Origin of the sequence: Liquorilactobacillus aquaticus DSM 21051 (assembly GCF_001436755.1) — a bacterium.
GTDB classification, from domain to species: Bacteria; Bacillota; Bacilli; order Lactobacillales; family Lactobacillaceae; genus Liquorilactobacillus; species Liquorilactobacillus aquaticus.
The window spans coordinates 1-23,000 of the sequence record NZ_AYZD01000027.1 but is presented as its reverse complement, the minus strand read 5'-3'; the positions used below and the strand labels follow the sequence as shown (position 1 = coordinate 23,000).

The window sequence follows — 23,000 nt, the reverse complement described above, 5'->3', positions numbered from 1 at the left end:
CAGTAAATGGTATCATGACTGGGCTTAATGAGTGGTGGCGCAGCCGCAACAGACGACAATTCTTGGAACTGCTGGGTCAACAGTGGCCTGGGGACATGATTCAATGGTCGAGCGGTGTCAGCAGGTTCCAGCGGACTGTGATATCTTGACTATTTACGGGGGTATTAATGATTTTGGCAGGAATCAGCCCTTGGGACACTTTGGAGATAAGACGGTAGAAACTTTCTATGGTGCTTTAGAACAGTTGTTTATGAAAAGTATGTCAGCTCATCCAGACATGGTTATATATTATATATCTCATGTTCATATCGGGACAGACTTTTTCCCCCAAAAAAACAGTTTTGGTTTACTCCAATTGGATTATGAAGAGGCCATTTGCAGAATGACACAGAATTTTGGGATTCCACATTTGAGCTTGTACCATAATGCAGGATTTAATTTCTTCATTCCGACATTGGCTGAAAAATACAGTTATGATACACTGCATCCTAATGACTTGGGTCATTATAAGATTGCACGAAAAATTCACAATTACATTAATAATTAGCCTTTTACTGATTAGGCAGGGTTGGGGGCAAAATAAAAAAGACCCGACACCTTGTTTTAACCTCGTATTATGTGAACTAATGTGTTTTAGTAAATTTTGCTTAATTATGAATAACTTATTAGTCAAACCCAGACTATGGTGCATAATGCACAGTTAATATTTGAAGCCTAACAACACTTAGCACGCTGCCGTTAAAATAACTTCAGTCTTAAATAAGAAAATAGCAGATGGATTTGAAAATTAATAATGGATGGTTGCACACTTGCAGTTTAAATGTGCGACCATTCTTTTTTGTGGTATAGTTATTTCTTAAACGTATTTTGTTTGAAAAAGCAAAAACTAATAATTTTTCAAAGAGAATATATATGGATTTTTGATATTCTTTCACTCAGTGCATACAATAATAGAAATACCAGACTGTCTTCTGAAAAAAAAGAACTTTAAAAAATGACTACAAAATTTGGGATTTTTGCTGCATTTCTAGGAGTTTAAGATATTATAATATTTGTTTTCTTGAGAATGTTTGAGATAATGGGGGAAATTAGATGGGGGTCAAACTAATGAAGTATAGGTTTTATATATTAGGGTTTATAGCGGCAGTCTTAAGTTTATTCTTATTTTCTGCTGTGCCGGCAAGAGCTGATAACACATATGATATTAAGCAATATCATATTGATGTAAACATTTTGAAAAATGGAGATGCCGAATTAACGCAGCGAATTACTTATGATTTTGATGGAGATTTTCATGGGGTTTACTATAACCAAGATCTTCGCGGAATTAAGAATGTTTCAAATATTAGTGTTTCTTCAGTTCAGAATGAAAAGAAAACTAATTTAACGCAAGCCAATACTGAAACTAACAATACATACAGATTGAATCAAACCAAAGATAATTTGCAAATCAAAGTTTTTCACGCTATCTCTGATGATTCTGCAACCTTTACATACCAGTATTTATTGCATGGTGTGGTTACTAATTATAATGATACTGCTGAGTTAAATTGGAAAATAATCGGGGAAAAGTGGGATGTTCCTCTAGAAAATGTTTTGATCACGATTCAATTACCGCAAAGCAACATTCATGATCTTCAAGGCTGGACACATGGAGATCTGAATGGCCATACGAGCATCAGAAAAAAAAGTGGTCAAGTTGTAATACGTTTGGATAAAAATCCAGCGAATCAATTTGTTGAGAGCCATTTACTCTTCCCAACAAGTGTGACATCGGCTAATCACAATAAGGTAAATAAAAATATCAAAAAGAAGGCACAGCAGCGTGAAGCTGAATTAGCGCGTAAGGCTAATGAAAAACGTAGACGTAATCAGCAGCGTAGTATGATTATAAAATATACGGTTATGGTTTTAAGTTTGTTAAGCACTGGTGGTTGGTGGTTGTGGCGCTGGCGTAACCCGGGAAATCCGCAAAAATCATTACCACCATTGGTTCACTCATATGAACTACCGGAATACTCGGCGGAAATCACCCAAACGATTATTGAGGATGCAAAACCTACTTCCAAAACTTTTAGTGCATATTTACTTGAACTGGCAGCTGCTAAGAAAATAGATATCAGAAGAACGGGAGATAAGAAAAATGATTACGAGATAGTGCTTCTTGAAAAGACAATTCTAGAGAAAGATGAATTGGTGAAAACACTGTTTGATGAGGTCGGTGATGGAAATAAATTTTCGCTGAAACAGTTGAATAAATTTGGCAACTCATCGAAACGTAGTTTGCAAATACAAAAAGCTTTTAGCTCGTGGCAGAAAAAGATTTTTAAACAAGCACGAGACTTAGGGTATTATGACGAAACGAATGCTAAGCTGCGAACGACAGCTTTATGGGCAACAGTCGTCAGCAGTGGTTTATTAATAATCACTGCAGCTATGTTTTGGAAAACCTGGTGGCTTTGGCTGTTTGCTGTTCTGATAATACTTAATATCTCGAATTGTTCTTTATACCGCAAGCAACGACCAAAATATTCGACAGCTGGTTGGGAGTTGTTTTATCGTTTCTCCTGTTTTAAGAAAATGTTGCAGGATATTGGCCGTTTTGATATGAAAAAAGTCGGCGATCTTATTTTATGGGAACAGATTTTACCATATGCCGTAGCGTTCGGATTAGCCAAAAAGGTCATCAGAGAGTTGAAGGCTAATTTCTCTGTTGAGGAATTAGAGACAGGCTTGGGAAGCTATTATCCTATTTTTATTCTAGGGAACACAAACTTTGAAGTAGCATTTAACAGTAGTTTTTCAAGTGCGATCGGCGGAGTTTCTTCGGCAAGTGGCTCGTCTGGTGGCTTCAGTGGTGGTTCATCTGGTGGTTTTGGAGGTGGCTCTGGCGGCGGCGCCTTCTAACTCGATGCTTTAAAATTTTAAAGGTATAGTCGAAAGCAAAAAAACTTTCTTTTTGGTAGAATATTTTTAGATATAGGACTGTGACCAAAAATATTTTGGCACAAGTCCTATTTTTTTATCTAAACTAGCATTGTTGGGTAAATTATACTAAATTCTCTATAAACACGCTGTTTAGTTTAATATGTTAGAATAAAATTGCGGAAGTAAATACTTGATGATGGAGGCTCTATATGCCAAAGGAAAATCCAATTGTAATTTTTAAGGATGTTGAAAAAGTTTATCGTGGCGGAAATGTCGCAATAGAACATGTAAATTTAACGATCAATAAGGGTGATTTTGTTTGTTTTATCGGTCGTTCAGGTTCGGGGAAGACAACTGCTATGCGTATGATTAATCGTATGCTAGAACCAACTGGAGGAACAATCCTGTATAACGGGAAGGACATACATAAGACGGACGCAGTGAAATTAAGGCGTCGAATTGGTTATGTCATTCAGAACATTGGTTTAATGCCGCATATGACTATCTATGAAAATATTACTTTGGTTCCTAAATTATTGAAATGGCCAGATGATAAAAGGCGAAAAAAAGCACAGGAACTCATTAAGTTGGTTGAGTTACCTCAGGATTTTTTGGATCGTTATCCTTCAGAACTATCTGGTGGTCAGCAACAACGTGTTGGCGTTATCCGTGCTCTTGCGGCTGATCAGGACTTAATTTTAATGGATGAGCCATTTGGTGCACTTGACCCGATCACTCGTGAAAGCCTGCAGGAACTTGTTAAACATTTACAAGAAAAATTAGGGAAGACGGTTATTTTTGTCACACATGATATGGATGAAGCATTGAATTTAGCAACACAGATAGTGGTTATGGATTCAGGACATATTATTCAAAACGCAACGCCCAGTGAAATTCTGCAGCATCCTGCAAATGATTTTGTCGAAGATCTGATTGGCGAAGATCGGTTGATGCAGGCGCGCGCTGATGTTACAACTGTTAGTCAAATTATGCTTAAGAATCCAGTGTCTATTACACCTGGACGTTCTTTAACTGAAGCAATTCGGTTAATGCGTAAACGAAGAGTCGATACACTTTTAGTGACTGATGCCGATAATTATTTAAAAGGTTACATTGACATTGAAACATTAAACACAAGATATCGTCGCGCTACAAGCGTTTCAGATATTTTAAATACTAAAATTTTCTACGTTGTTGACGACACGTTGTTGCGAGACACAGTTGATCGAATTCTGAAGCGTGGATTGAAGTATGTACCAGTTGTGGATCATGCGGGGAAACTGCGTGGAATTGTCACGCGTGCTGCAATTGTTGATATGGTTTACGATACAATTTGGGGCGACTCTGAGGATGAAGGAGATTCGGACTCAGAAAGTTCTGACAGAGATGGTTTGAATCAGTTCGATCAGGCTTCAAGCACCAAGGAGGTGTAGGCAATGGTCGACTTTTTAAATCAACATGGCAGTGAGCTGATAACTAAAACGTGGGAACAGCTCTATATTTCAGGGATAGCTCTCGCACTAGGAATTATTGTGGCGGTTCCGCTGGGAGTATTATTAACACGTTTTGCTAGAACAGCAAAAATAATAATCGGATTGGCTAGTATGCTACAAACGGTGCCATCCTTAGCCTTGCTGGCTCTTATGATTCCAATATTCGGAATTGGAAAAATACCAGCGATCATTGCTTTATTTATTTACTCGCTTTTGCCGATCCTAAGAAATACGTATATTGGAATGGAAGATGTTGATCCAATTTTAAAAGATAGTGCCAAAGGAATGGGGATGACTCCATTTCAATCTATTACGAAAGTTGAAATTCCAATGGCGATCCCGGTTATAATGGCTGGTATCAGGTTGTCAGCTGTATATGTTATTGCATGGGCAACATTGGCTTCCTATATCGGTGCAGGCGGACTGGGTGATTTGATATTTAATGGATTAAATTTGTTTCAGCCCGATCTGATTATCGGAGGAACGATCCCAGTAACGCTTTTAGCGCTTTTAGCGGACTATTTACTGGGCAGGTTAGAAAAATGGCTGACACCTGTTAGTCAAAGATCATAGGGAGGTAAAAGAATGCTTAAATCAACAAAAAAAATTATTTTTGAAGCAGCATTGCTTTTTGGCGGTATTTTACTTCTTCTGACAGGGTGTTCATTTCCAGGTGTCAGCGGTTCAGGTGGAAATGCGATTCGCATCGCATCGCAAAGTTCAACTGAGTCACAAATCATGGCTAATATTCTTTCAGAGTTGATCAATCACGAACTTGGATATAAGACCGCATTGGTCAGTAATCTTGGTTCCACTACTGTTGCTCACCAAGCGATGATTCGCGGTGATGCTGATATTTCTGCAACACGGTATACGGGAACTGATATAACAGGGACTTTACAGTTACCAGTGGTCAAAGATCCTAAAAAAGCCTTGCAGCTTGTAAAAAAAGAATTTCAAAAAAAATATAATCAGACGTGGTTCCCATCATATGGTTTTGCAGACACTTATGCTTTTATGGTAACGCAAAAAACAGCTAAAAAATATAATATTAGTACTATATCTGATTTGGGTAAATATGCTAGTGAAATGAATGCAGGTGTTGATAGTTCGTGGATGAATCGTCCTGGAGACGGTTATAAAGATTTTTCGCGGAAGTATGCCTTTGATTTTAAAAGAGTTTATCCAATGCAGATTGGATTAGTTTATGATGCGGTTGAAGCTGGGAAAATGCAAGCAGTACTTGGATATTCAACAGATGGGCGTATCAGAAGTTATGATCTAAAAATTCTAAAAGATAACAAACGTTTTTTCCCGCCTTATGATTGTTCATTAGTGGTCAACGATAGTTTATTGAAAAAATATCCTAAGTTAGAACCACTTTTACATCGACTAGATGGCAAAATAGGCTTAAAAACAATGCAATCACTGAACTACAAAGTAGATAATGATCTATTAGAACCTTCAGTTGTTGCACAGCAATTTTTGGCGAAGCATGATTATTTTAGGGGAAGTGAAAAGAATGACTAATATGAACACTTGGGAACAGTTTTGGTATTATTTAGCTAACAACGGTTCATACGTTTTAAGCCAGTTTGTTCGACATTTCTTGATCTCAATCTATGGTGTTCTAATAGCTGCAATCATTGGTATTCCAATTGGTATTTTGATTGCACGCAAACGGCGACTGAGCACAGTTGTTATCGGTTTTGCCAATGTTATTCAGACGGTTCCTTCTTTAGCGATGTTGTCTATTGTCATGCTGGGATTAGGTTTAGGAGTAAATACAGTTATTTTTACAGTCTTTCTTTACTCACTCTTACCAATTATTAAAAATACTTATACTGGTATGGCTAGTGTGGATAAGACGATCCTCGATTCAGGTAAAGGGATGGGAATGACGAGTCTCCAAATTTTGTATATGGTGGAACTCCCATTGGCAATGTCTGTTATCATGGCAGGGATCAGAAATGCGTTGGTTGTTGCTATTGGAATCACTGCTATCGGGGCTTTTGTTGGTGCGGGAGGCTTAGGTGATATTATTGTCCGTGGAACCAATGCGACTAGCGGTGGAGCAATTATTTTAGCGGGAGCTTTACCAACTGCACTGATGGCAATTATTTCGGATCTTGTCTTAGGCTTTTTCCAACGAAGGCTTGAACCTAAAAGAAATTAATAATATTTAACTTAATATTAAAATGCAGGTTAGTGAATTAAAAAGAACAAGTGGCTGGGTCAAAAAATAACTTTTGGCCCAGCCACTTTAAACTCTAATATGATTATCGCTCCTGCTGATTAAATTCTAGCCTTCATGATCTTTGCTGTTTTGAAGAAGACCATTCATGGCTAATACACCAGTCTCCCCAACAAAATTATATTTAGCGATCAAATTGCGTGCGTTAACTTCTTCTTCAATTTGTTCGGAAAGAAAATAATTCAAGAAGTTCATTGTTTCAAAATCTTTGGTAGCATCTGCTTGAGCATAGATAGCACGAATACAGTTACTAATATATTGTTCATGTTCTAATCCCTTATCAAGAATTTCCTTAACCGAGCTGTAATTTTGTGAATCATGTTCGATAGGGGTTAGTTTGATGGGCTGATCCCTATCATGCAAATAAGTGATGAATCTCCACGCGTGACCTATTTCTTCATTTGCTTGATCTTTATACCATTTTGAAAAACCATCTAAAGACTTTTCTTCAAAGAAGTTATAAAAATCCAAATAAATATAGGCCGATTGAAATTCCTTGTTAATTTGTTGATTTAACAGAGCATAAATTTCCTTTTCCAATTTAGAACACCTCCCTTTGATTTTATTTTAGCATGGTTAATTTTGAAATAAAAGCGGTCAATAATTTGTGCATCTAGTCTCTTAATTGAACTGTTTAGAAATAGGTCAAGACAAAAAAGAAAGTTGTGACTAAAGAACTTAGCACAACTTTCTTTTTAAAGATAGTTATAGGGTAGTGAGGTTAATTCAAAATGTTTGCAGCAGACTCTCCAGCGATTCGACCTGAATTCCAAGCGAATGCACAACTAATACCTTCAAGTGTCGGATAAGACGTGTCATACATACCGCTTGCATTGTTTCCCGTGGCATACGCACCTTTAATTATATTGCTTTTTTGATCAAGAACTTCCATGTTTTCATTTGTTTCAATCCCACCAATGGTACCCAGACTAGTTGAACATGCTTTTAGAGCATAGAAAGGACCTTGTTCAACTTTAAAAGATAAAAATTGGCTGCTTTTATAAAATAAGTCATCTTTTTTATTCGCAGTGAATTCATTGTATTGTTTAATGGTAGCATCTAATTTTTGTGGATCAAGTTTCAATTGTAAAGCTAAGCTATCAAGTGTTTTAGCTGTCCAAGCTGCTTTATTTGCAACTGCATCTGCTAAGTCGTTTTGGAGTGTTGAAAAAGGACCGATTTTGTGAGAAACAGGCTCATGTGTTAAAGTTTTGAAAGTCCGTTCGAATGCGTCGGTCCAGTCAAGTTGCTGTTTTTCTAATGTTGAAACAAGGTTCTGATCAAGAATAATATAATAGTATCCTCCTGCTGCATAGGTTGCATTTCCCCATAAAGCAAAATCGTAAACAACTTCTTCATTTACAAAACGTGCGGCCTGCTTGTCAATCCACAGCAAGGGAATATTTGTCAAAGTAAAGAGTGATTGCTGGCGCCATTTAGGGTTGGTTGGGCTGATAACAGTTGCTGCATGGTTTTCAAATGTGCCTATATGACGAGTATCTCCACCAATTTTTTCAAGCATTTTGATACCATCGCCAGTTGCCTTTCTTTCACCCATGCTGTGGAGAACATCTGGAGCAACAGCAGAATATTTGGCGACCATTTCTTGGTTGCCAATAAAACCGCCATCAGCACAAATGACAGCTTTGCAATTGATAGTACTCGACCTACCTTCATGCAGAATACGAACGCCCGATATTTGACCAGAGTTATCAGTGATGATCCCAAGACCGGATGTTTCAGTCAGAAGGATTCCTCCACGATCAATGAAATTATCCATTAATTTTTGAAAGCCATTAAATTTGTCAATATACTGATGATATACCTCAGCATGTTTTTGATGTGGTTCTTGTGTGTTATTAACTAGTTCGGTTTTTAGACCATTTGAAGCAAGCCAATCGATTGTTTCAGCTGACCGGCTTAGTATTTTTTTTGTGATTTTAGCATTTGAGCGATAGTGTGTATATTCTAGCAGCTCATTAAACGCATCGCTTACTGTGTAATTGATGTGCTTTGCCTGCTGCTGTGCGCTCTCTACGGCGAATAAGCCTTGCGCACCAAACATGCCTGCACCACCGAATTTATTTCCCTTTTCAAGCAGAACTACACCGCAGCCTTTTTCCACAGCCGTCAACGCTGCACCGATTCCTGAGGCTCCGGCTCCGATAACCACAATATCTGTATCTTTAATTTCTGTCATTTTCTACCTCCAAAAATGTGATTTATTGAACATATATGTCAAATAAAAAAATGTTAACATCTATTAGCCTGATATATTCTATAAATACAGGCTAATAACGAATGAAAGTAACTTTTAATACATGTTTTGACTTTCACATATTATACGATTTTTAATGAAAATTGTCATTCATTTTTGGTGTGTGAATGACAAAATAAATAAATTTATAAAGAAGTTAAATTTTTTGACCTGCAAACGTTTTTTAGCTAAGGTGGATATGTAAAGAAGAGGTTTCTAGTAGATAAAGAAAGGGGTGCAGTTATGGCAGGAAAGAAAGTATTGTACGAAACTGAAGCAATAAATCAAGATGGCCTGAATGGGAAAGCATTTATTGAAAACGGGTTAAAGATCGAGGTTAGTAATCCGCGTAGTGATAGTCCGGGGACAAATCCGGAACAACTCTTAGGCCTATCTCTTAGTACTTGCATGAATGCTACGTTGCAAGCAATAGAACGCAAACAAGGATTGGAGCACACCTCAGAAGTGAGAGTCAAGGTCACGATGGTCCAAGGCCCTACTGGATTGGAATTTATAGTCAAAGCACGTGTGCATATTCCCAGCGTGAGTCTGAAAATAGCGGAAAGCTTTGTAAGATTGGCTGAACGGAGTTGCCCAGTGTCTAAATTGCTGAGTGGCAGCAAGAACTATACTATTGAAGCTGTTGAGCATTTCTAAACATAGATAATAGAACATAATTTAATTGAAGTATGTTGCAAATAAAGCACACAAAGGTTGGTTTAGGAACTTGAAAAAATTCCGGAATCAGTTTTAGTGTGCTTTATTACTTATTAATAACTATAAGATGGGGACCTAAGTGTTGCTTTTGCAATATTTTAGTTATAGTATTAATTCATAAAATGACTGGCGGTCAAAAAAAGAGGTGCAACATGCGAAGTACAATGACAGAAGAACAACGCAGGAAAAAACGCAGGGCAATTTCTGATGCTGCTTTGGCATTTTTTCGAAAGAAAGAATTTAGCGACATTAGAATGGCAGATATTGCGCAGCAAGTCAATATTTCTAAGGGAACGCTTTTTAATTATTATAATACCAAAGAAAATATTTTTATGGATCTTTTATTGACCGGCTATCAAAATTACTTTAAGGAGCTGGATCAAAAGATAATAAAGATCCCACATTTATCAATTGTTGAATTTAAGGCTTTGATGGTCACAGAAGCAAGGTTGCTGATTCAGCAGCACGAAGTGATTTTAAGGCTGAATGCTTTGCGTGAGTCAGTATTGGAAGCAAAAGCAGATATATCTCAGACAATTGAAGGTCGTTCAAAGTTAAATGAAATAGCTTTGCATCTAGAAGAAACAATTGCACAAAGAGTTGATGAAGTTGAGCCGAGAGAAGCAGGGCATTTATTGATAATTCAAAGTGCAATTTTGAGCGGTGTTCTTAGCATGTCTAATTTAGATAAATTTGAGCAGCATGAAATAGGAGAACGATTAGAGACTTTTAAACTTGATCCTGAATTAGATGCTGTTAATGTTTTTGCGTTATATATGGATGGTTTATTTTTAAAAAAAGAAAGGGCAAAAAGAAACGATGGAATCAGTAAATATTAGAAACTTTGCAATAATTGCGCATATCGATCATGGTAAGTCAACTTTAGCTGATCGAATTATGGAGATGACAGAAACAGTTAACAGTCGAGAAAAAAAGGCACAATTGTTGGATGATATGGAAGTTGAGCAAGCGCATGGTATCACGGTTAAATCACGCACAGTCCGCAATTATTATAAAGGGGATGATGGTCAAGAATATGAATATAATTTTATTGATACTCCTGGTCATGTTGATTTTGCATATGAAGTTTCAAAAAGCCTGGCAGCGTGTGAAGGAGTTCTACTGTTAGTTGATGCCACCCAAGGTGTACAAGCACAAACAGTTGCGAATTTTCGTCTTGCAAAGGAAAACAACTTAGTTATTATTCCAGTAATAAATAAAATAGACAGCAAAGGTGCTGATATTAAGAAGACCGTACAGCAGATCAAGAAACTTGATCCTATTTTTGAGGAACAAGATTTTTTGAAAATTTCTGCTAAAACTGGTCAAGGAGTACATTTAGTTTTAGAAGCTATACATCAGAGAATTCCCGCACCTTCTGGGGATGATAGTGCATCTTTAAAGGCTTTGGTTTTCGATTCAGTATATGATTCCTTCAAAGGGGTCATTGCGTATATTCGAGTCTTTGATGGTCAGATAAAATTTAATAGCAAATTGAAACTGATGGCTTCGAAGGAAAGCTTTAAAGCAAGTACAATTGGAGTGTTAACTCCTAATATGAAAACCGTTGAGAGTTTATGTGTTGGAGATGTCGGTTATGTGATTACTGGAATAAAGGATCCTAAAGCAATTAATGTTGGAGATACTCTAACAGATGAAAAAAAGCCGACAAAGAGTGCCTTTCCAGGGTATAGAAAAGCTAAACCAATGGTTTTTGCGGGCTTTTATCCTAAAAATAATGATTATGCAGCCTTGAAAGCAGCAATTGAACGACTTTCTTTAAACGATTCATCTTTTCAATATGGTTTAGAATCATCAGATGCATTAGGGATGGGATTTAGATGCGGTTTTTTAGGAATGCTCCACTTGCAGATTATACGTGAGCGTCTCAAAGATGAATATGATCTTGAAGTTTTGACCACATCACCGAATGTTACATACCATGTTCACATTAGAAATAATCAGAAAATCATGGAGGTAAATAACCCTGCAAAATTTCCAGATTTTTCTGAAATTAATTATGTTGAAGAACCTTTTATCCGTGCAATAATAACAACCCCTGTTGAGAGTGTGAATCAGGTAATGAAATTAGCCGAACGAAGCAAGGGAGATTTAAAGAATTTGGATAATAAAGGGGATTTAGTAGTTTTAGAGTACAATATGCCATTATCTGAAATCGCATATGATTTCTTTAGTCAATTAAAGTCTATTTCACATGGGTATGCAGACTTGGATACTTCGTTTTTAAATTATCAGGTAGCTGACGTTGTTAAAGTAGAAGTTCATATTAACTACGCTAAAGTTGATGCGTTAGCTTTTGTACTTCATCGACAAGATGTGCCTAAAGCAAGTCAAAATTTAGTAAAAAAATTAAAATATAGTGTTCCACGTAAACTATATCCTATGCCAACACAGGCAGTTGTTGAAGGAAAAGCAGTTGCACGCGTAGATATACCGCCACTGCGTAAAAATGCGGCTGTTAATGGCGAAAAAAGAAGCATTTCAAAGAAAAAGGATTTATTGCGTCGGCAGAATATTAATAAAAGGCAATCAGCACAAAGTGATATAAAACTCACACAGGAAGTTTTTAACAGTCTTCTAGAATTAAAATAGTATTTTAATTGCAAAATAAAAAAGTTAGGCGTACCTTAAAAAGGAAGGGGCTTATTTACGGGGAGGGTATCAATATTGATTTCAGTTGAACAAGTAATATATATATTGTTTTTGATGGTGTTAACGTCTATTTCTGTGGGGCTGTTTATTGAGCTTATTACTTTTAGAAAGGAAATTATAAAAAAAGATATATTTAACAAGTCAATCTACAATATTATACGACATCTCTTCTAAGTCAGCTCTTTTTTGTGTAAGAAAAAAACAATATATCTGAAGAAAGGCACGTTGAAAGCTTGAAACGTGCCTTTTGCGTTTGGAAGAAAAGTTGTTTAAAGTTTAGTAATTTAATAATGGCTTAAGTGATTACTGAAGTAATAGTACGAGGTTAATTTTTTTTGAAGGTAGCGAGCGCGAGAATAGTTAGATAAAACATCAAGTGTTTTTCTAATCGTATTGTGGCTACCGGTATATTAATTCATTAAATCTTCACTATTAAGGAGTTAATCTTAAAAATTAATTTTTATAGAAAGATCATAGGCTAGTTTTTGATATTTGAGTGTCATGCTGGAATTCAACAAAGTTAGTAAAAAGCATGTGGTAAAAGTAATTGGCGGCTATCATCATCTGATGTAATGGCAAAAAATTATATATAGTATTAAATTTATTGAAATACAATACTATATACCGTATAATATTGTTGTAGATAAGTGAAGACGATGATATTGACGATGGGAGGGTTATTATGAAAATTCAAGTGGCCGCAGATTTACTTGATGGGCTGGTTTTGGCCTTGTTGAACAGAAAGGATTATTATGGTTATTCTTTGACGCAGGATATTCAAAAAGCAATCAGTATTTCCGAGTCAACAATGTATCCTGTTTTACGCAGGATGAGGAGAAACGGTTATTTAACCACATATGACCAAGCATATCAGGGAAGAAATAGGCGTTACTATAAGATTACTGATGAGGGTAGAGAGCATCTTAAAAAAGTGCTTGAAATGTGGAGCAATTACAAGGAAAGCTTAGATAAAGTCTTTTTTGTATCATCAAAGGGGGATGAATGATGACAGATAAGGAAAGTTACCTCAAGGAGCTTGAAGGCTACTTGGAGCCGCTGACACCTGAAGAGGCAAATGATGCAATTGATTTTTACGGGGAATATATAGAAGATGCTAACCTTCAAACGAAGAAAGAAATCGAATATAAACTAGGAAATGCCAGACAGTTGAGTCGCAAAATTTTGGCGGATTACTCGATAAAAGCTGATGAGGATAACCGTCAAAATAACCGAAAGAGTACTCCACAGTCAAATTCAAAGATGATTTGGATGATAATTTTAGTAATTATTTCGGCACCAATGACACTGGGAATCGGTGGTGTAGTACTATTAATGATTATGTGTGCAGCTTTGGTGGTGGCGATAATGACGGTTGTTTTGTTGGCGACATTAATAATTCTCATGGCAGTTTGCATCTATACGGGTGTGTTATTGTTGTTCACACATTTAGCAACCGGAATTTTTTATTTAGGGATAGGCATTATTGCATTAGGATGTCTTATGGTTGTTTTGCCTGTATTGTATTGGATTTGCAGTGTCGTTATACAAATTCTGGCAAATTTTGCCCGCTACTTGTATCAAAAATTTTCTAGGAGGAATCAGAGGAGGTCTGAACTGTAATGAAAAAATTTTTTACATGGGGATGGATTGTTCTGATACTCGGAATTCTTTTGTTAGGGGTGGGGGTTGTTATGCACGGAAATAAAGCCGTTACTTTTGATAATTGGAAACCAAGTACCGTGCATAACACAAAATTAAAAAAAGAATATTCTAAAATTGGAAAATTTAATAGTATTGATGTCACAACAACTGAGGCTGATCTTACAATTGTAAAAGGAGATAGTTATGCGGTTGAATATGATGGTAAAACAAAGCATAAGCCAAGTGTTGAAGTAGAAAACCAAAGGCTGATTATTAAACAAAAAGAAAGTACATTTAATGAATTCCATCTCAGTTTCTATTATAATGAACATAGTGAGGATACAGAAAAAATAACTATTACTGTGCCGCAAAAGGTTTCTTTAAATGATATTAAAGTGAAGACTGATTCTGGAAATGTTACAGTTAATGACCAAGGGACAGCAAGCTTAGGAATTTCAAGTGTTGATGGAGATCTTACACTCAATAATGTCACTGCTTCTAAAGCAAATGTTGCTTTGCAAGGAGGCGATTTAATCGCTGATAATGTGGGCTTCAACGCGGGAAAAATTTCACAAACTGATGGAGATCTGACAATGAAAGCAAGTAAACTTAATCAAGTCGAAGTTCAAAATCGTGGTGGGGATGTTAGTTATACCGATGTAGATTTGATAAACGGCGGTCTGAAAATGCAGGATGGGGACTTTAGTGCTAATCAGATTAGTATCAATGGTGGATATGATGTTGATAATAGCAGTGGTGACAATACAGTTGTAAATGCACAAGCAGGAGGTTACCATCTGACAACATCAGATGGGAGTAATCGATTGTACGGGCGCAGTAGTGATAGTGATGTAGTTCAGAATAGTAAGAGTTCTAATATTTTACGTTTAACAACAAGTGATGGCGATAACGAAGTCAAATAAAAAGGATGGATAGAGATATGAAAAAACAATTGACTAAATCAAATGATAAAATTTTTTCAGGTGTTTTCGGAGGAGTAGCTGAATATTTTAATTGGGATAAAACGTGGACACGAATTGTCGGAGCAATCCTAATTATTTTTCCGGGAAACTTATTTTTAGGCATCCTTGTATATGTTATTGCAGCAATTGTCATGCCTGAAAAAAATGATACCAACCATCGGAAAGATGATGATGACATAATTGAAGGTGAGTTTAGAGAGTAATTGCTAGCAAAACAGTAAAATACTGTGAACTTTCGGAGTTAAGAGTGGGTGTCTCCTTTATGATCTTTGCTGAAAGTAGTTTGGATCAAAAAAGCTTGATTTGGAAAGTGATTTTGGGACACTTGATCAAGTGTAGACTTGTCTGTCTAAATAAATGGTAGCAGAACACCTTAATTTAACAAAAAGTAGCAATGTTCTTGAAGTTTCCCTGGTGCTGAAAGTAGAAGCATGGGGAGATTTTTTTTTCCTTTTTATATGGAAAAAAGTATACATAAGTTTATATTGGAGGAGAATTTTTGAAAACAATTTTTTTCAAAAAAGAGTCTATTGACACTTATCTCAAAGCTGATTCTAGGTTTATTTCATTTGGTATAATTCTGTTAAGAAAGCGCAAGAATATTCGCAATGATAGATTTGAGGTGCCGTTGTATCCATTCCTGTCAATTTTAGCGGGTATGTGCAGTATCTATTTTGTTTGGATGCTGCCCCTTTTTAATCAAGTATGGGTTTCTATCTGGATTACTGCAGGTCTAATTATTTATTTGTTCTAGGGTATTGAACATTCTAATTTGCAGCGAAAGTAAATTGTTCGATCATTAACAGCAGAATAGTCTGATTTATTGTTGCATAGATATTTTTATTTTAAAAAAAAAGTCAATACAAGAGATGTCGGTGGAGAAAATTCTCACCTCCTGTATTGACTCTTTTTTGTATTTAGAGTGACTCGGAAATTTTCTCGCCCCTTTTTTGGAGCTGCGCCATTTGATCAACCTGACGGATAGCTTTCCAAAAGCGATAGATTAACGTCATGATCCCCCCCAGCCACGCCAGCGGTGCTGACAGGCAGATACCCACATAACCCCAGATACCAACTAAAAGAATTGCTGCAAGTGCACGCATTAGTAACTCAATTAATCCCGCTACCATTGGGAGAAGGTTGTAATTTAGCCCCTGCAATGTAAAACGTAAGATGAATAATCCAGATAGCAGAACATACCAAGGAGTTACTAGCCTAAAGTATAATCGGGTTAAGTTCAGCAGCTCTTGTCCAGGTGTGGAGATGAACAAATATGTTAGTTGACTGCTAGTTAGAAGGATAACTATTGTAATTATGACGCTTATCAGGACGGAAAGCTTAAATGTTTGTTTTACTCCTAACAAAACACGCTGATATTTTTGTCCGCCTGCATTTTGAGCAACATAGGTGCCTAAAGCAGTGCCTAGAGCGGACATTGGGAGCATAGATATTTGATCGATTTTTGAAGCAACAGAAAAAGCTGCAATGGCCTCGGTCCCAAGCTGATTCAATGAGCGTTGAACCAAAATAGCTCCAATTGCAATGATTGAAAATTGCAATCCCATTGGTATTCCAGAAGCTAGTTGAACTTTAATTTCTTTAAAAGTCAGATGTAGCGGTTTATGCCAATAAAGTAAGGGAACATGACGATAGATGTGGTAAACACAGAGAATAGCAGAAACAAATTGTGCAAAAACGGTTGCGAGAGCAGATCCAGCGATTCCCCAATGAAAGAATAAAATGAAAATAAAGTTAAAAACGATGTTAACAAGGCTTGAGATACCAAGGAATATCAGCGGAGTACGACTATTACCGATTGCTCGCATCATGTTGGACAAGAAGTTAAATGTCATCGAAATTGGGATTCCTGCAAAAATAATACTGATATATGTTTGGGCAGGGACAATAATGTTTGCGGGGGTTCCCAATAATTCCAGAATTTCATCGGCAAGTAAGACGCCTACAAGCATTAAGGTAAGTGATATGATCATTGCTAAAAGAGCACTCACGCCAAAGCGACGGTTAACTTGCTGCGGATTACGTGACCCAAATGAATTTGCTACCAGTAATCCCATTCCAGCAGTGGCACCTTGTGCAAAACCCAGTATAAAGCTAACTAAACTAGTTGTACTTCCAATTGCTGCTACGGCATTCTTTCCCATCAATTGACCAACAATCATGATATCAGAGAAGTTATAAAGTTGCTGCAACAAGCCGCTCAAAAGAATTGGCCATCCAAAGTTAAGGATAATTTTCCAAGGTTTACCTACAGTTAAAATTGTCATTTCCTCCCATAAGATATATTTTTATGAATTGCAAGAACTTAAATTAGGTTAATCTGGATTACTTGATAGCACCTTCGGTCACACTTGTCATAACCTGTTTTTGTAAAAGTAGGAAAAGTACAATAATCGGGATCATTGACAGAACTAAACCAGCTAAAGCAAGCTGCCATTCACTGTTGGTTTCGCCAAAGAAGGAGTACATTTTGAGTGGAATAGTATACATCCCATTTTTATTGACAACAAGAGAAGGAAGGAGATAGTCATTCCATATCTTCATTGAATTCAGAATAATTACAGTACCAGTCATTGGGCTTACAGCTGGGAAAATAACATAGGCGAATGTTTTTAAAGGATAAGCACCATCTAACGCGGCGGCTTCATCTAAACTTTTTGATACGCCCTGAAATGCTCCATAATAAAGGATGATAGATAAACTAACTGATAAGCCAGTGTTCATAATTATTAAGCTAGTTCTATTTAAAAAATTGACTTTTCCAAAAAGAGATAACAAAGGGACCATGATGGATTGAAATGGAATCAACATTGTTCCTGCGCAAATATAATAGATAATTGAGCTGAAAGGGCCCTTTACACGCGAAATAGCGTAGGCAGCAGCGGCAGAAATAATGGTAATCAAAAGTACACTGCCTACTGTGACTAACAGTGAGTTGAAGAAACTGTGAGCAAAGTCCAGAGCTTGAAAAGCAGTTTTAAAATTGGCTAAAGAAAAATCTTTAGTGAACCATAATGGATTTTGAAAAACTCCCCGTTTTCCTTTCATGGAGTTAATTAACACGATCGCAAAGGGATAGATCCAAAACAAACCGATAATGCTGAAAACAAATATGCTTAGATATTTACTAATTTTCTTTTTTTTCATTTTATTTCTCCCTCCGTCTCGAAAGAGCTAACTGCAGAAATGAAACCAAAGTCACGCAAAGGAAAAGAATGATCCCTGCGGCTTGAGCGTATCCCTGTTGGAAATTAACAAAGGCAGTGTTGTAAATATACATGGATATCATTTCTGTCGAACGATAGGGGCCACCATTGGTCAATGCAAGATTTTGTTCGTAAAGTTTGAAGGAATTAGCTAAAGTTAAAAATAAGCTGATAGTAAAGGCTGGGGCAAGTTGTGGCAATTTGATAAATAAAAGGGCCTGCCATTTATTAGCGCCATCAAGACGTGCGGCTTGAATTGTATTTTGCGGTATAGCATTTAAAAAAGAAACATAAATCAACATGATATAACCGCTCATTTGCCAAACGAATAAAATAACAATGCCCCAGAAACCGGTATTAGGATCACTAAGCCACCCATTAAAAAAATTGAGATTCAAGCTGCTGGCAATTGCTTTGAAGGCAGATGTGAAAATAAATTGCCAAATGAATCCAAGCAGGATGCCACCGATCAAATTAGGCATGAAAAAGACAGTACGCAAAGATTTGTTAAATCGATTGTCTGATCTAGTGACGATTAAAGCGAAAGCTAAGCCAAAAATATTTATCAACAAAACAGAAACAACTGAGAATTTGACGGTCAACCATAGACTCTGTAAGAAAATCACATCATGAAAGAGAATCTGATAGTTTTTGAAACCAATAAAGGAAGCGCGTAAACCGTTTGAATCGGTGAATGAATAGTAAATGCCAATTAGGAATGGCAGAGCGATAATAAAAACAATGAAAAGTAAAGCTGGTAATACGAATGCCCAATACTGGTGTTTTTTTATAAGCATTTTTTTCACTCCCCACTTTGGATTTCACGAAGCTGACGATATTTAGTGGTTATAACTTTTTCCAACTGATTCCATGAAATATCATGGACAAAGTAGCGTTGGATATATGGACCGAGAACTTGTGTTGAAAAGCCATTCGGATACTGTTTGTGGATAGGAGCACGAGCATCTTTAGAAGATCCGATCCGATAAATATCTTTTGACAGATCATCTGGCAGACGGGAGACATCAAAATTCTTAGTTGCTGGGACAAAACGCATTTCATTTATAATGACATTCTCAGCTTCTCTCGATGTAAACATCCAATTTATAAAATCCTTAGCAGCTTTCTCTCGTTTAGGATGATCATTTGTGACTCCCAAGTACCATGATGATCCAGTTAAAAGTCGATCAGAACCGTCATTTTTAACAAAGAATGGAATCATCCCTAAGTTTTTTTGGACGAAGCCTTTTTCAATTCCATCGAGCGTCGGAATAATCCAATTTCCTTGCGGAATCATCGCAACTTTGCCATTATAGAACAAATCTTGAACAGATGGATCATATTTAACTGATAGTATCGGCTGGACACTGTAGTTCCTTATTAAATCATAATAGGAGTGCATTTGGGAGCCGTATTTCCAAGGGAAATTTGTACTTTTGAAAGCTTTGACTTGGTTGTTGTCGTATGCTTGCGATGTAAACTGGGCTGAAACGGATGCGATTGAATTTGTATCAGCACCATTGAAACCAAACACGCCACTTAGGCCAAGTTTTTCTTTCTGTACATCGATTTTTTTAACGGCCTTTACAAAATCATCATAATTATGAATGTTAGAGGCATTGACTCCGGCTCGAGCAAAAACGGTTTTATTATAAGACCACCCGTAAGCTTCCAGATCGACTGGGAGACCTACTAGCCGATTGTTTGAAATTCCGCCGCTAAGGAGACTGGGAAGAATAGTTTTGGTTGCTGACAATCCTTTTAAGCTGACTAGGTGTTCTTTGTACCGATCTATTTCGGGCAAGCCCCCAAGCATGATGATATCTGGAGCTTCGCCGGAAGCAAATTTAGCTTGAAGAGCAGCTGCACCGCCACCTTGACCAGAAGTTGTTATTTGAATAGAAACATTGGGATGCTTTTTTGTATACATCCTTGCTAGTTTTTGATACTGGGTACTGATTTCTGGTTTTTGATTAAAAAAATTCAATGTAATTTTATTACTATTGCTCTGTTGTGAGCCGGAGCTGCAACCTGTCACGAAAAATAATGGTAATATCAGTGCAAAAATCAATGCTCTGAATTTGCGACTTTTGAAAAACATCCTATCGCCTCCCTCATTCTTTCTGCTATACGATAAAGTCAATAAATCGTTATAATTCTTATCATAATCTTATAGTGTTATTATGAAACATGAGATAAGCAAAATCAAAGAATACACCCAGGAGGCGATTTTAATGAGTAACGTTCAAATAGAGCATTTGTTTAAAAAGTATGAAAATGCGGATGAGGATACATTAAAAGATATCAACCTTCAAATTGATGATAAAGAGTTTGTTTCGATTATTGGGCCTTCGGGATGTGGCAAGTCAACTTTACTGCGTTGCTTTGCAGGCTTGGAGAAAATAACAAAGGGCAAAGTTTTAGTAGATGGGGAAAGATTTGACAATATACCGCCACAAAAAAGACGCATTGCGATGGTTTTTCAGGATTATGCACTTTATCCACATATGACTGTTTATAATAATATGGCTTTTAATTTGAAACTCAGCAAATTATCGAAGGAAGAAATAGATAAGAAGGTCAAAAAAGCTGCTGAAAAGCTTGGACTGTCTGAATTCTTAAAACGGAAACCAGCGCAGCTTTCTGGTGGTCAAAGACAAAGGGTTGCTCTGGGACGCGCGATGGTGCGTGATCCAAAAATATTTTTGATGGATGAACCACTCTCAAACCTAGATGCTAAGCTAAGAGTTTCAACGCGACAAGATATTATTGAAATGCATCGTCAGTTGGGGACAGTGACTATCTATGTTACCCATGACCAGGCAGAAGCAATGGCTATGTCTGATAAGATCGTGATAATGAAAGATGGTATTATTCAACAGTTCGGAAGCCCTGATCAGCTTTACGACCAACCACATAATCTTTTTGTTGCACGATTCATCGGCTCTCCAAGCATGAATATTTTTCGGGGGATGCTGACGCCTGAGGGAAAATTCACTGTTGGAAAGACAGAGTATAATCTTAATGGAGTGATTGAAGATGAATTGCTGCCTGATAGTCCAAGAGAGATCGTTTTGGGTTTCCGGCCTGAAAAGGTGTCACAAGTAGATTTTATTGAACCGAGCGCTAAGTCCGAAGGAAGTGGTGGGGAGTTTATATTTTCTGCCAAGAGAAATTTATCAGAATATATGGGGTCGCATACTTTAGTCTATCTAAAAATGAATGACGGAACAGATATCGTAGTAGAAACAGCTAAAAAAATTAACGATGAAAAAAGTCCAGAAAATTTGTGGATACATGTTCAAGCCGAGAATATTTACTTTTTCGATGAAAAAACGGGCTTGAATTTGAGGAATGCTAATAGACAGACTGGAGAAGGGAAATAGCCAAAATGAGGTTCCAAACTAGAATAAAATCTGAGATTGGTAAGTTAAAAGTCGTTCTTTTAAAAAGACCAGGAAAGGAAATTGAACATATTACTCCTGCAACGATGCACAGTTTACTCTTCGATGATATTCCATATTTACCAGAAGCACAGAAGGAACATGATAAATTTGCAGAAGTTTTGCGTCGAAACAATGTAAAAGTCTTATATTTAGACGAACTGATAGCTGAGGTACTTAAGGATAAAAAACTAAAAAACACTTTCTTGGATCAAATTATTATGGATTCTGGGTTCAAGGGCGAAGCAACTTATGATACATTAAAAAGCTATCTGTATAATTTAGCACCGTCCAAAATGGTTTCAGTAATTATGGAAGGTGTGCGAAAAGAAACATTAGGAGATACATTGAAAAACTTGCGCAGTTTTCCAGAAGTCGATAGCACGCCTTTTATAATGGCGCCAATGCCTAATTTATATTTCACACGCGATCTGGCTTCAATTATCGGAGAAGGGGCAAGCATAAGCAATATGACTTTTAAAGCAAGGCGAAGAGAAACGCTCTTTATTGAATATATTTTAGCGAACCATCCATTTTTTTCTGAGTATACTGTTCCTTTATGGCATCGGCGGGGTGATATCACGAGAATTGAGGGTGGTGATGTTTTGGTACTGAACGAGCATGTAGTTGCTGTAGGTATTTCACAACGGACATCTGTTGAAGCGATTGAGAGTTTAGCCAATAGACTATTCAAAAGTGATTCAGGCTATGATACAGTTGTTGCTATTAAAATTCCCAATAATCACGCAATGATGCATTTAGATACAGTGTTTACTATGGTCAACTATGATCAATTCACGGTGTATCCAGATATTATGCAGAAACATCAGAAAATGGATATTTGGACCTTGCACTCATCTCCTGAAGGGATTAGGTACAAAAAACATTCAAATCTGCAGCAAGTTTTAAAAGAAACGCTAGGATTAAATGAAGTTGACCTAATATATACCGGTAATGGGGATCCTATTGCTGCTCCACGTGAACAATGGAATGATGGTAGTAACACACTAACGATTGCCCCAGGCGAAGTTGTAACATACAACCGCAACTATGTGTCGAATAAGTTACTTCGGGAACATGGAATCAAGGTTCATGAGATTCCATCGAGTGAATTATCACGTGGCCGTGGAGGCCCGCGCTGTATGTCAATGCCACTTTTGCGTGATGATTTGTGAAGGCAGAAGCGAGACAATGCGGCAGTAGAAAGCAGGAACCCTCTCGCGTAGTAGTAACAGCTGATTACGAATAACTCATGATTAGGTGAAATAGACTGAGTATTGGATAGTACAAGGGACCTGGGTCAAAAGTTAAATTTTGATCTAGGTTCCTTATTTTTATATCTGCGAATAAACCACAAGTTTTACTTGTGGGGGTGAAAAAGCTTCAG

General features: G+C 37.0%; 22 protein-coding genes. 16 read left to right on the top strand and 6 right to left on the bottom strand.

Annotation, left to right across the window (positions count from 1 at the left end):
* Positions 1-31: 31 nt before the first annotated feature.
* From FC19_RS08890 to FC19_RS08865, 6 genes are all read left to right on the top strand, one after another.
* On the top strand, positions 32-547 hold the full coding sequence (locus FC19_RS08890; protein WP_235809359.1) for an SGNH/GDSL hydrolase family protein: 516 nt from the start codon (positions 32-34) through the stop codon (positions 545-547).
* Positions 548-1,107: 560 nt separating this feature from the next.
* A complete protein-coding gene (locus tag FC19_RS08885; RefSeq protein WP_162261192.1) occupies positions 1,108-2,907 on the top strand; it encodes a DUF2207 domain-containing protein in 1,800 nt (599 codons plus the stop codon).
* A gap of 230 nt (positions 2,908-3,137) precedes the next feature.
* Entirely contained in the window at positions 3,138-4,361 is a 1,224-nt protein-coding gene (locus FC19_RS08880) for a betaine/proline/choline family ABC transporter ATP-binding protein (protein ID WP_057876617.1), read from the top strand.
* Between the two features lie 3 nt (positions 4,362-4,364).
* On the top strand, positions 4,365-4,994 hold the full coding sequence (locus FC19_RS08875) for an ABC transporter permease (RefSeq protein WP_057876616.1): 630 nt from the start codon (positions 4,365-4,367) through the stop codon (positions 4,992-4,994).
* Between the two features lie 12 nt (positions 4,995-5,006).
* The gene (locus FC19_RS08870) at positions 5,007-5,951 is read left to right on the top strand and encodes an osmoprotectant ABC transporter substrate-binding protein (protein ID WP_057876615.1); all 945 of its coding nucleotides are present in this window, start codon (positions 5,007-5,009) and stop codon (positions 5,949-5,951) included.
* Positions 5,944-6,597: an ABC transporter permease gene (locus FC19_RS08865; RefSeq protein WP_057876614.1), complete on the top strand. Its 654-nt coding sequence runs from the start codon at positions 5,944-5,946 to the stop codon at positions 6,595-6,597. Before FC19_RS08870 ends, FC19_RS08865 begins: the two co-directional genes overlap by 8 nt.
* A 126-nt stretch (positions 6,598-6,723) precedes the next feature.
* Here FC19_RS08865 and FC19_RS08860 read toward each other — a convergent pair whose 3' ends face one another.
* Complete coding sequence (locus tag FC19_RS08860) at positions 6,724-7,215, bottom strand: ferritin (RefSeq protein WP_057876613.1); 492 nt, start codon at positions 7,213-7,215, stop codon at positions 6,724-6,726.
* A gap of 181 nt (positions 7,216-7,396) precedes the next feature.
* Positions 7,397-8,875 carry an FAD-dependent oxidoreductase gene (locus FC19_RS08855; protein WP_187327548.1) on the bottom strand — a complete coding sequence of 493 codons (1,479 nt, stop codon included), beginning with the start codon at positions 8,873-8,875 and terminating at the stop codon, positions 7,397-7,399.
* Positions 8,876-9,175: 300 nt separating this feature from the next.
* Between FC19_RS08855 and FC19_RS08850 the strand changes: the two genes are divergently transcribed.
* From FC19_RS08850 to FC19_RS08815, 8 genes are all read left to right on the top strand, one after another.
* Complete coding sequence (locus FC19_RS08850; RefSeq protein ID WP_057876612.1) at positions 9,176-9,589, top strand: OsmC family protein; 414 nt, start codon at positions 9,176-9,178, stop codon at positions 9,587-9,589.
* 212 nt (positions 9,590-9,801) lie between these two features.
* On the top strand, positions 9,802-10,488 hold the full coding sequence (locus tag FC19_RS08845; RefSeq protein WP_057876611.1) for a TetR/AcrR family transcriptional regulator: 687 nt from the start codon (positions 9,802-9,804) through the stop codon (positions 10,486-10,488).
* Positions 10,469-12,262 (top strand): translation elongation factor 4, encoded by a 1,794-nt coding sequence (gene lepA / locus FC19_RS08840; protein ID WP_057876610.1) that lies wholly within the window; start codon positions 10,469-10,471, stop codon positions 12,260-12,262. The genes FC19_RS08845 and lepA overlap by 20 nt, the downstream gene beginning before the upstream one ends.
* A gap of 742 nt (positions 12,263-13,004) precedes the next feature.
* Positions 13,005-13,328: a PadR family transcriptional regulator gene (locus FC19_RS08835; RefSeq protein ID WP_057876609.1), complete on the top strand. Its 324-nt coding sequence runs from the start codon at positions 13,005-13,007 to the stop codon at positions 13,326-13,328.
* Positions 13,328-13,942, top strand: a complete 615-nt coding sequence (locus tag FC19_RS08830) for a DUF1700 domain-containing protein (protein ID WP_057876608.1) — start codon at positions 13,328-13,330, stop codon at positions 13,940-13,942. Before FC19_RS08835 ends, FC19_RS08830 begins: the two co-directional genes overlap by 1 nt.
* Positions 13,942-14,886 (top strand): DUF4097 family beta strand repeat-containing protein, encoded by a 945-nt coding sequence (locus tag FC19_RS08825; protein WP_057876607.1) that lies wholly within the window; start codon positions 13,942-13,944, stop codon positions 14,884-14,886. The genes FC19_RS08830 and FC19_RS08825 overlap by 1 nt, the downstream gene beginning before the upstream one ends.
* 17 nt (positions 14,887-14,903) lie before the next feature.
* Positions 14,904-15,149, top strand: coding sequence for a PspC domain-containing protein (locus FC19_RS08820; RefSeq protein WP_083488415.1), 246 nt, complete (start codon positions 14,904-14,906; stop codon positions 15,147-15,149).
* A 296-nt stretch (positions 15,150-15,445) separates the two neighbouring features.
* A complete protein-coding gene (locus FC19_RS08815; protein ID WP_057876605.1) occupies positions 15,446-15,700 on the top strand; it encodes a hypothetical protein in 255 nt (84 codons plus the stop codon).
* A gap of 163 nt (positions 15,701-15,863) precedes the next feature.
* Here the strand turns inward: FC19_RS08815 and FC19_RS08810 are convergent, their stop codons facing one another.
* From FC19_RS08810 to FC19_RS08795, 4 genes are read right to left on the bottom strand one after another with little or no spacing between them, the layout of a single operon-like run.
* A complete protein-coding gene (locus FC19_RS08810; RefSeq protein WP_057876604.1) occupies positions 15,864-17,231 on the bottom strand; it encodes an MATE family efflux transporter in 1,368 nt (455 codons plus the stop codon).
* Between the two features lie 58 nt (positions 17,232-17,289).
* The gene (locus FC19_RS08805; protein WP_057876603.1) at positions 17,290-18,111 is read right to left on the bottom strand and encodes a carbohydrate ABC transporter permease; all 822 of its coding nucleotides are present in this window, start codon (positions 18,109-18,111) and stop codon (positions 17,290-17,292) included.
* A 1-nt stretch (position 18,112) separates the two neighbouring features.
* Entirely contained in the window at positions 18,113-18,967 is an 855-nt protein-coding gene (locus tag FC19_RS08800; RefSeq protein WP_057876602.1) for a carbohydrate ABC transporter permease, read from the bottom strand.
* Between the two features lie 5 nt (positions 18,968-18,972).
* Entirely contained in the window at positions 18,973-20,271 is a 1,299-nt protein-coding gene (locus tag FC19_RS08795) for an ABC transporter substrate-binding protein (protein WP_057876601.1), read from the bottom strand.
* Between the two features lie 133 nt (positions 20,272-20,404).
* Here FC19_RS08795 and FC19_RS08790 point away from each other — a divergent pair, with 133 nt between their 5' ends.
* Together FC19_RS08790 and arcA are read left to right on the top strand one after the other, a co-directional pair.
* A complete protein-coding gene (locus FC19_RS08790) occupies positions 20,405-21,556 on the top strand; it encodes an ABC transporter ATP-binding protein (RefSeq protein WP_057876600.1) in 1,152 nt (383 codons plus the stop codon).
* A 5-nt stretch (positions 21,557-21,561) separates the two neighbouring features.
* Positions 21,562-22,788 carry an arginine deiminase gene (gene arcA, locus FC19_RS08785; protein ID WP_057876599.1) on the top strand — a complete coding sequence of 409 codons (1,227 nt, stop codon included), beginning with the start codon at positions 21,562-21,564 and terminating at the stop codon, positions 22,786-22,788.
* Positions 22,789-23,000: the final 212 nt, after the last annotated feature.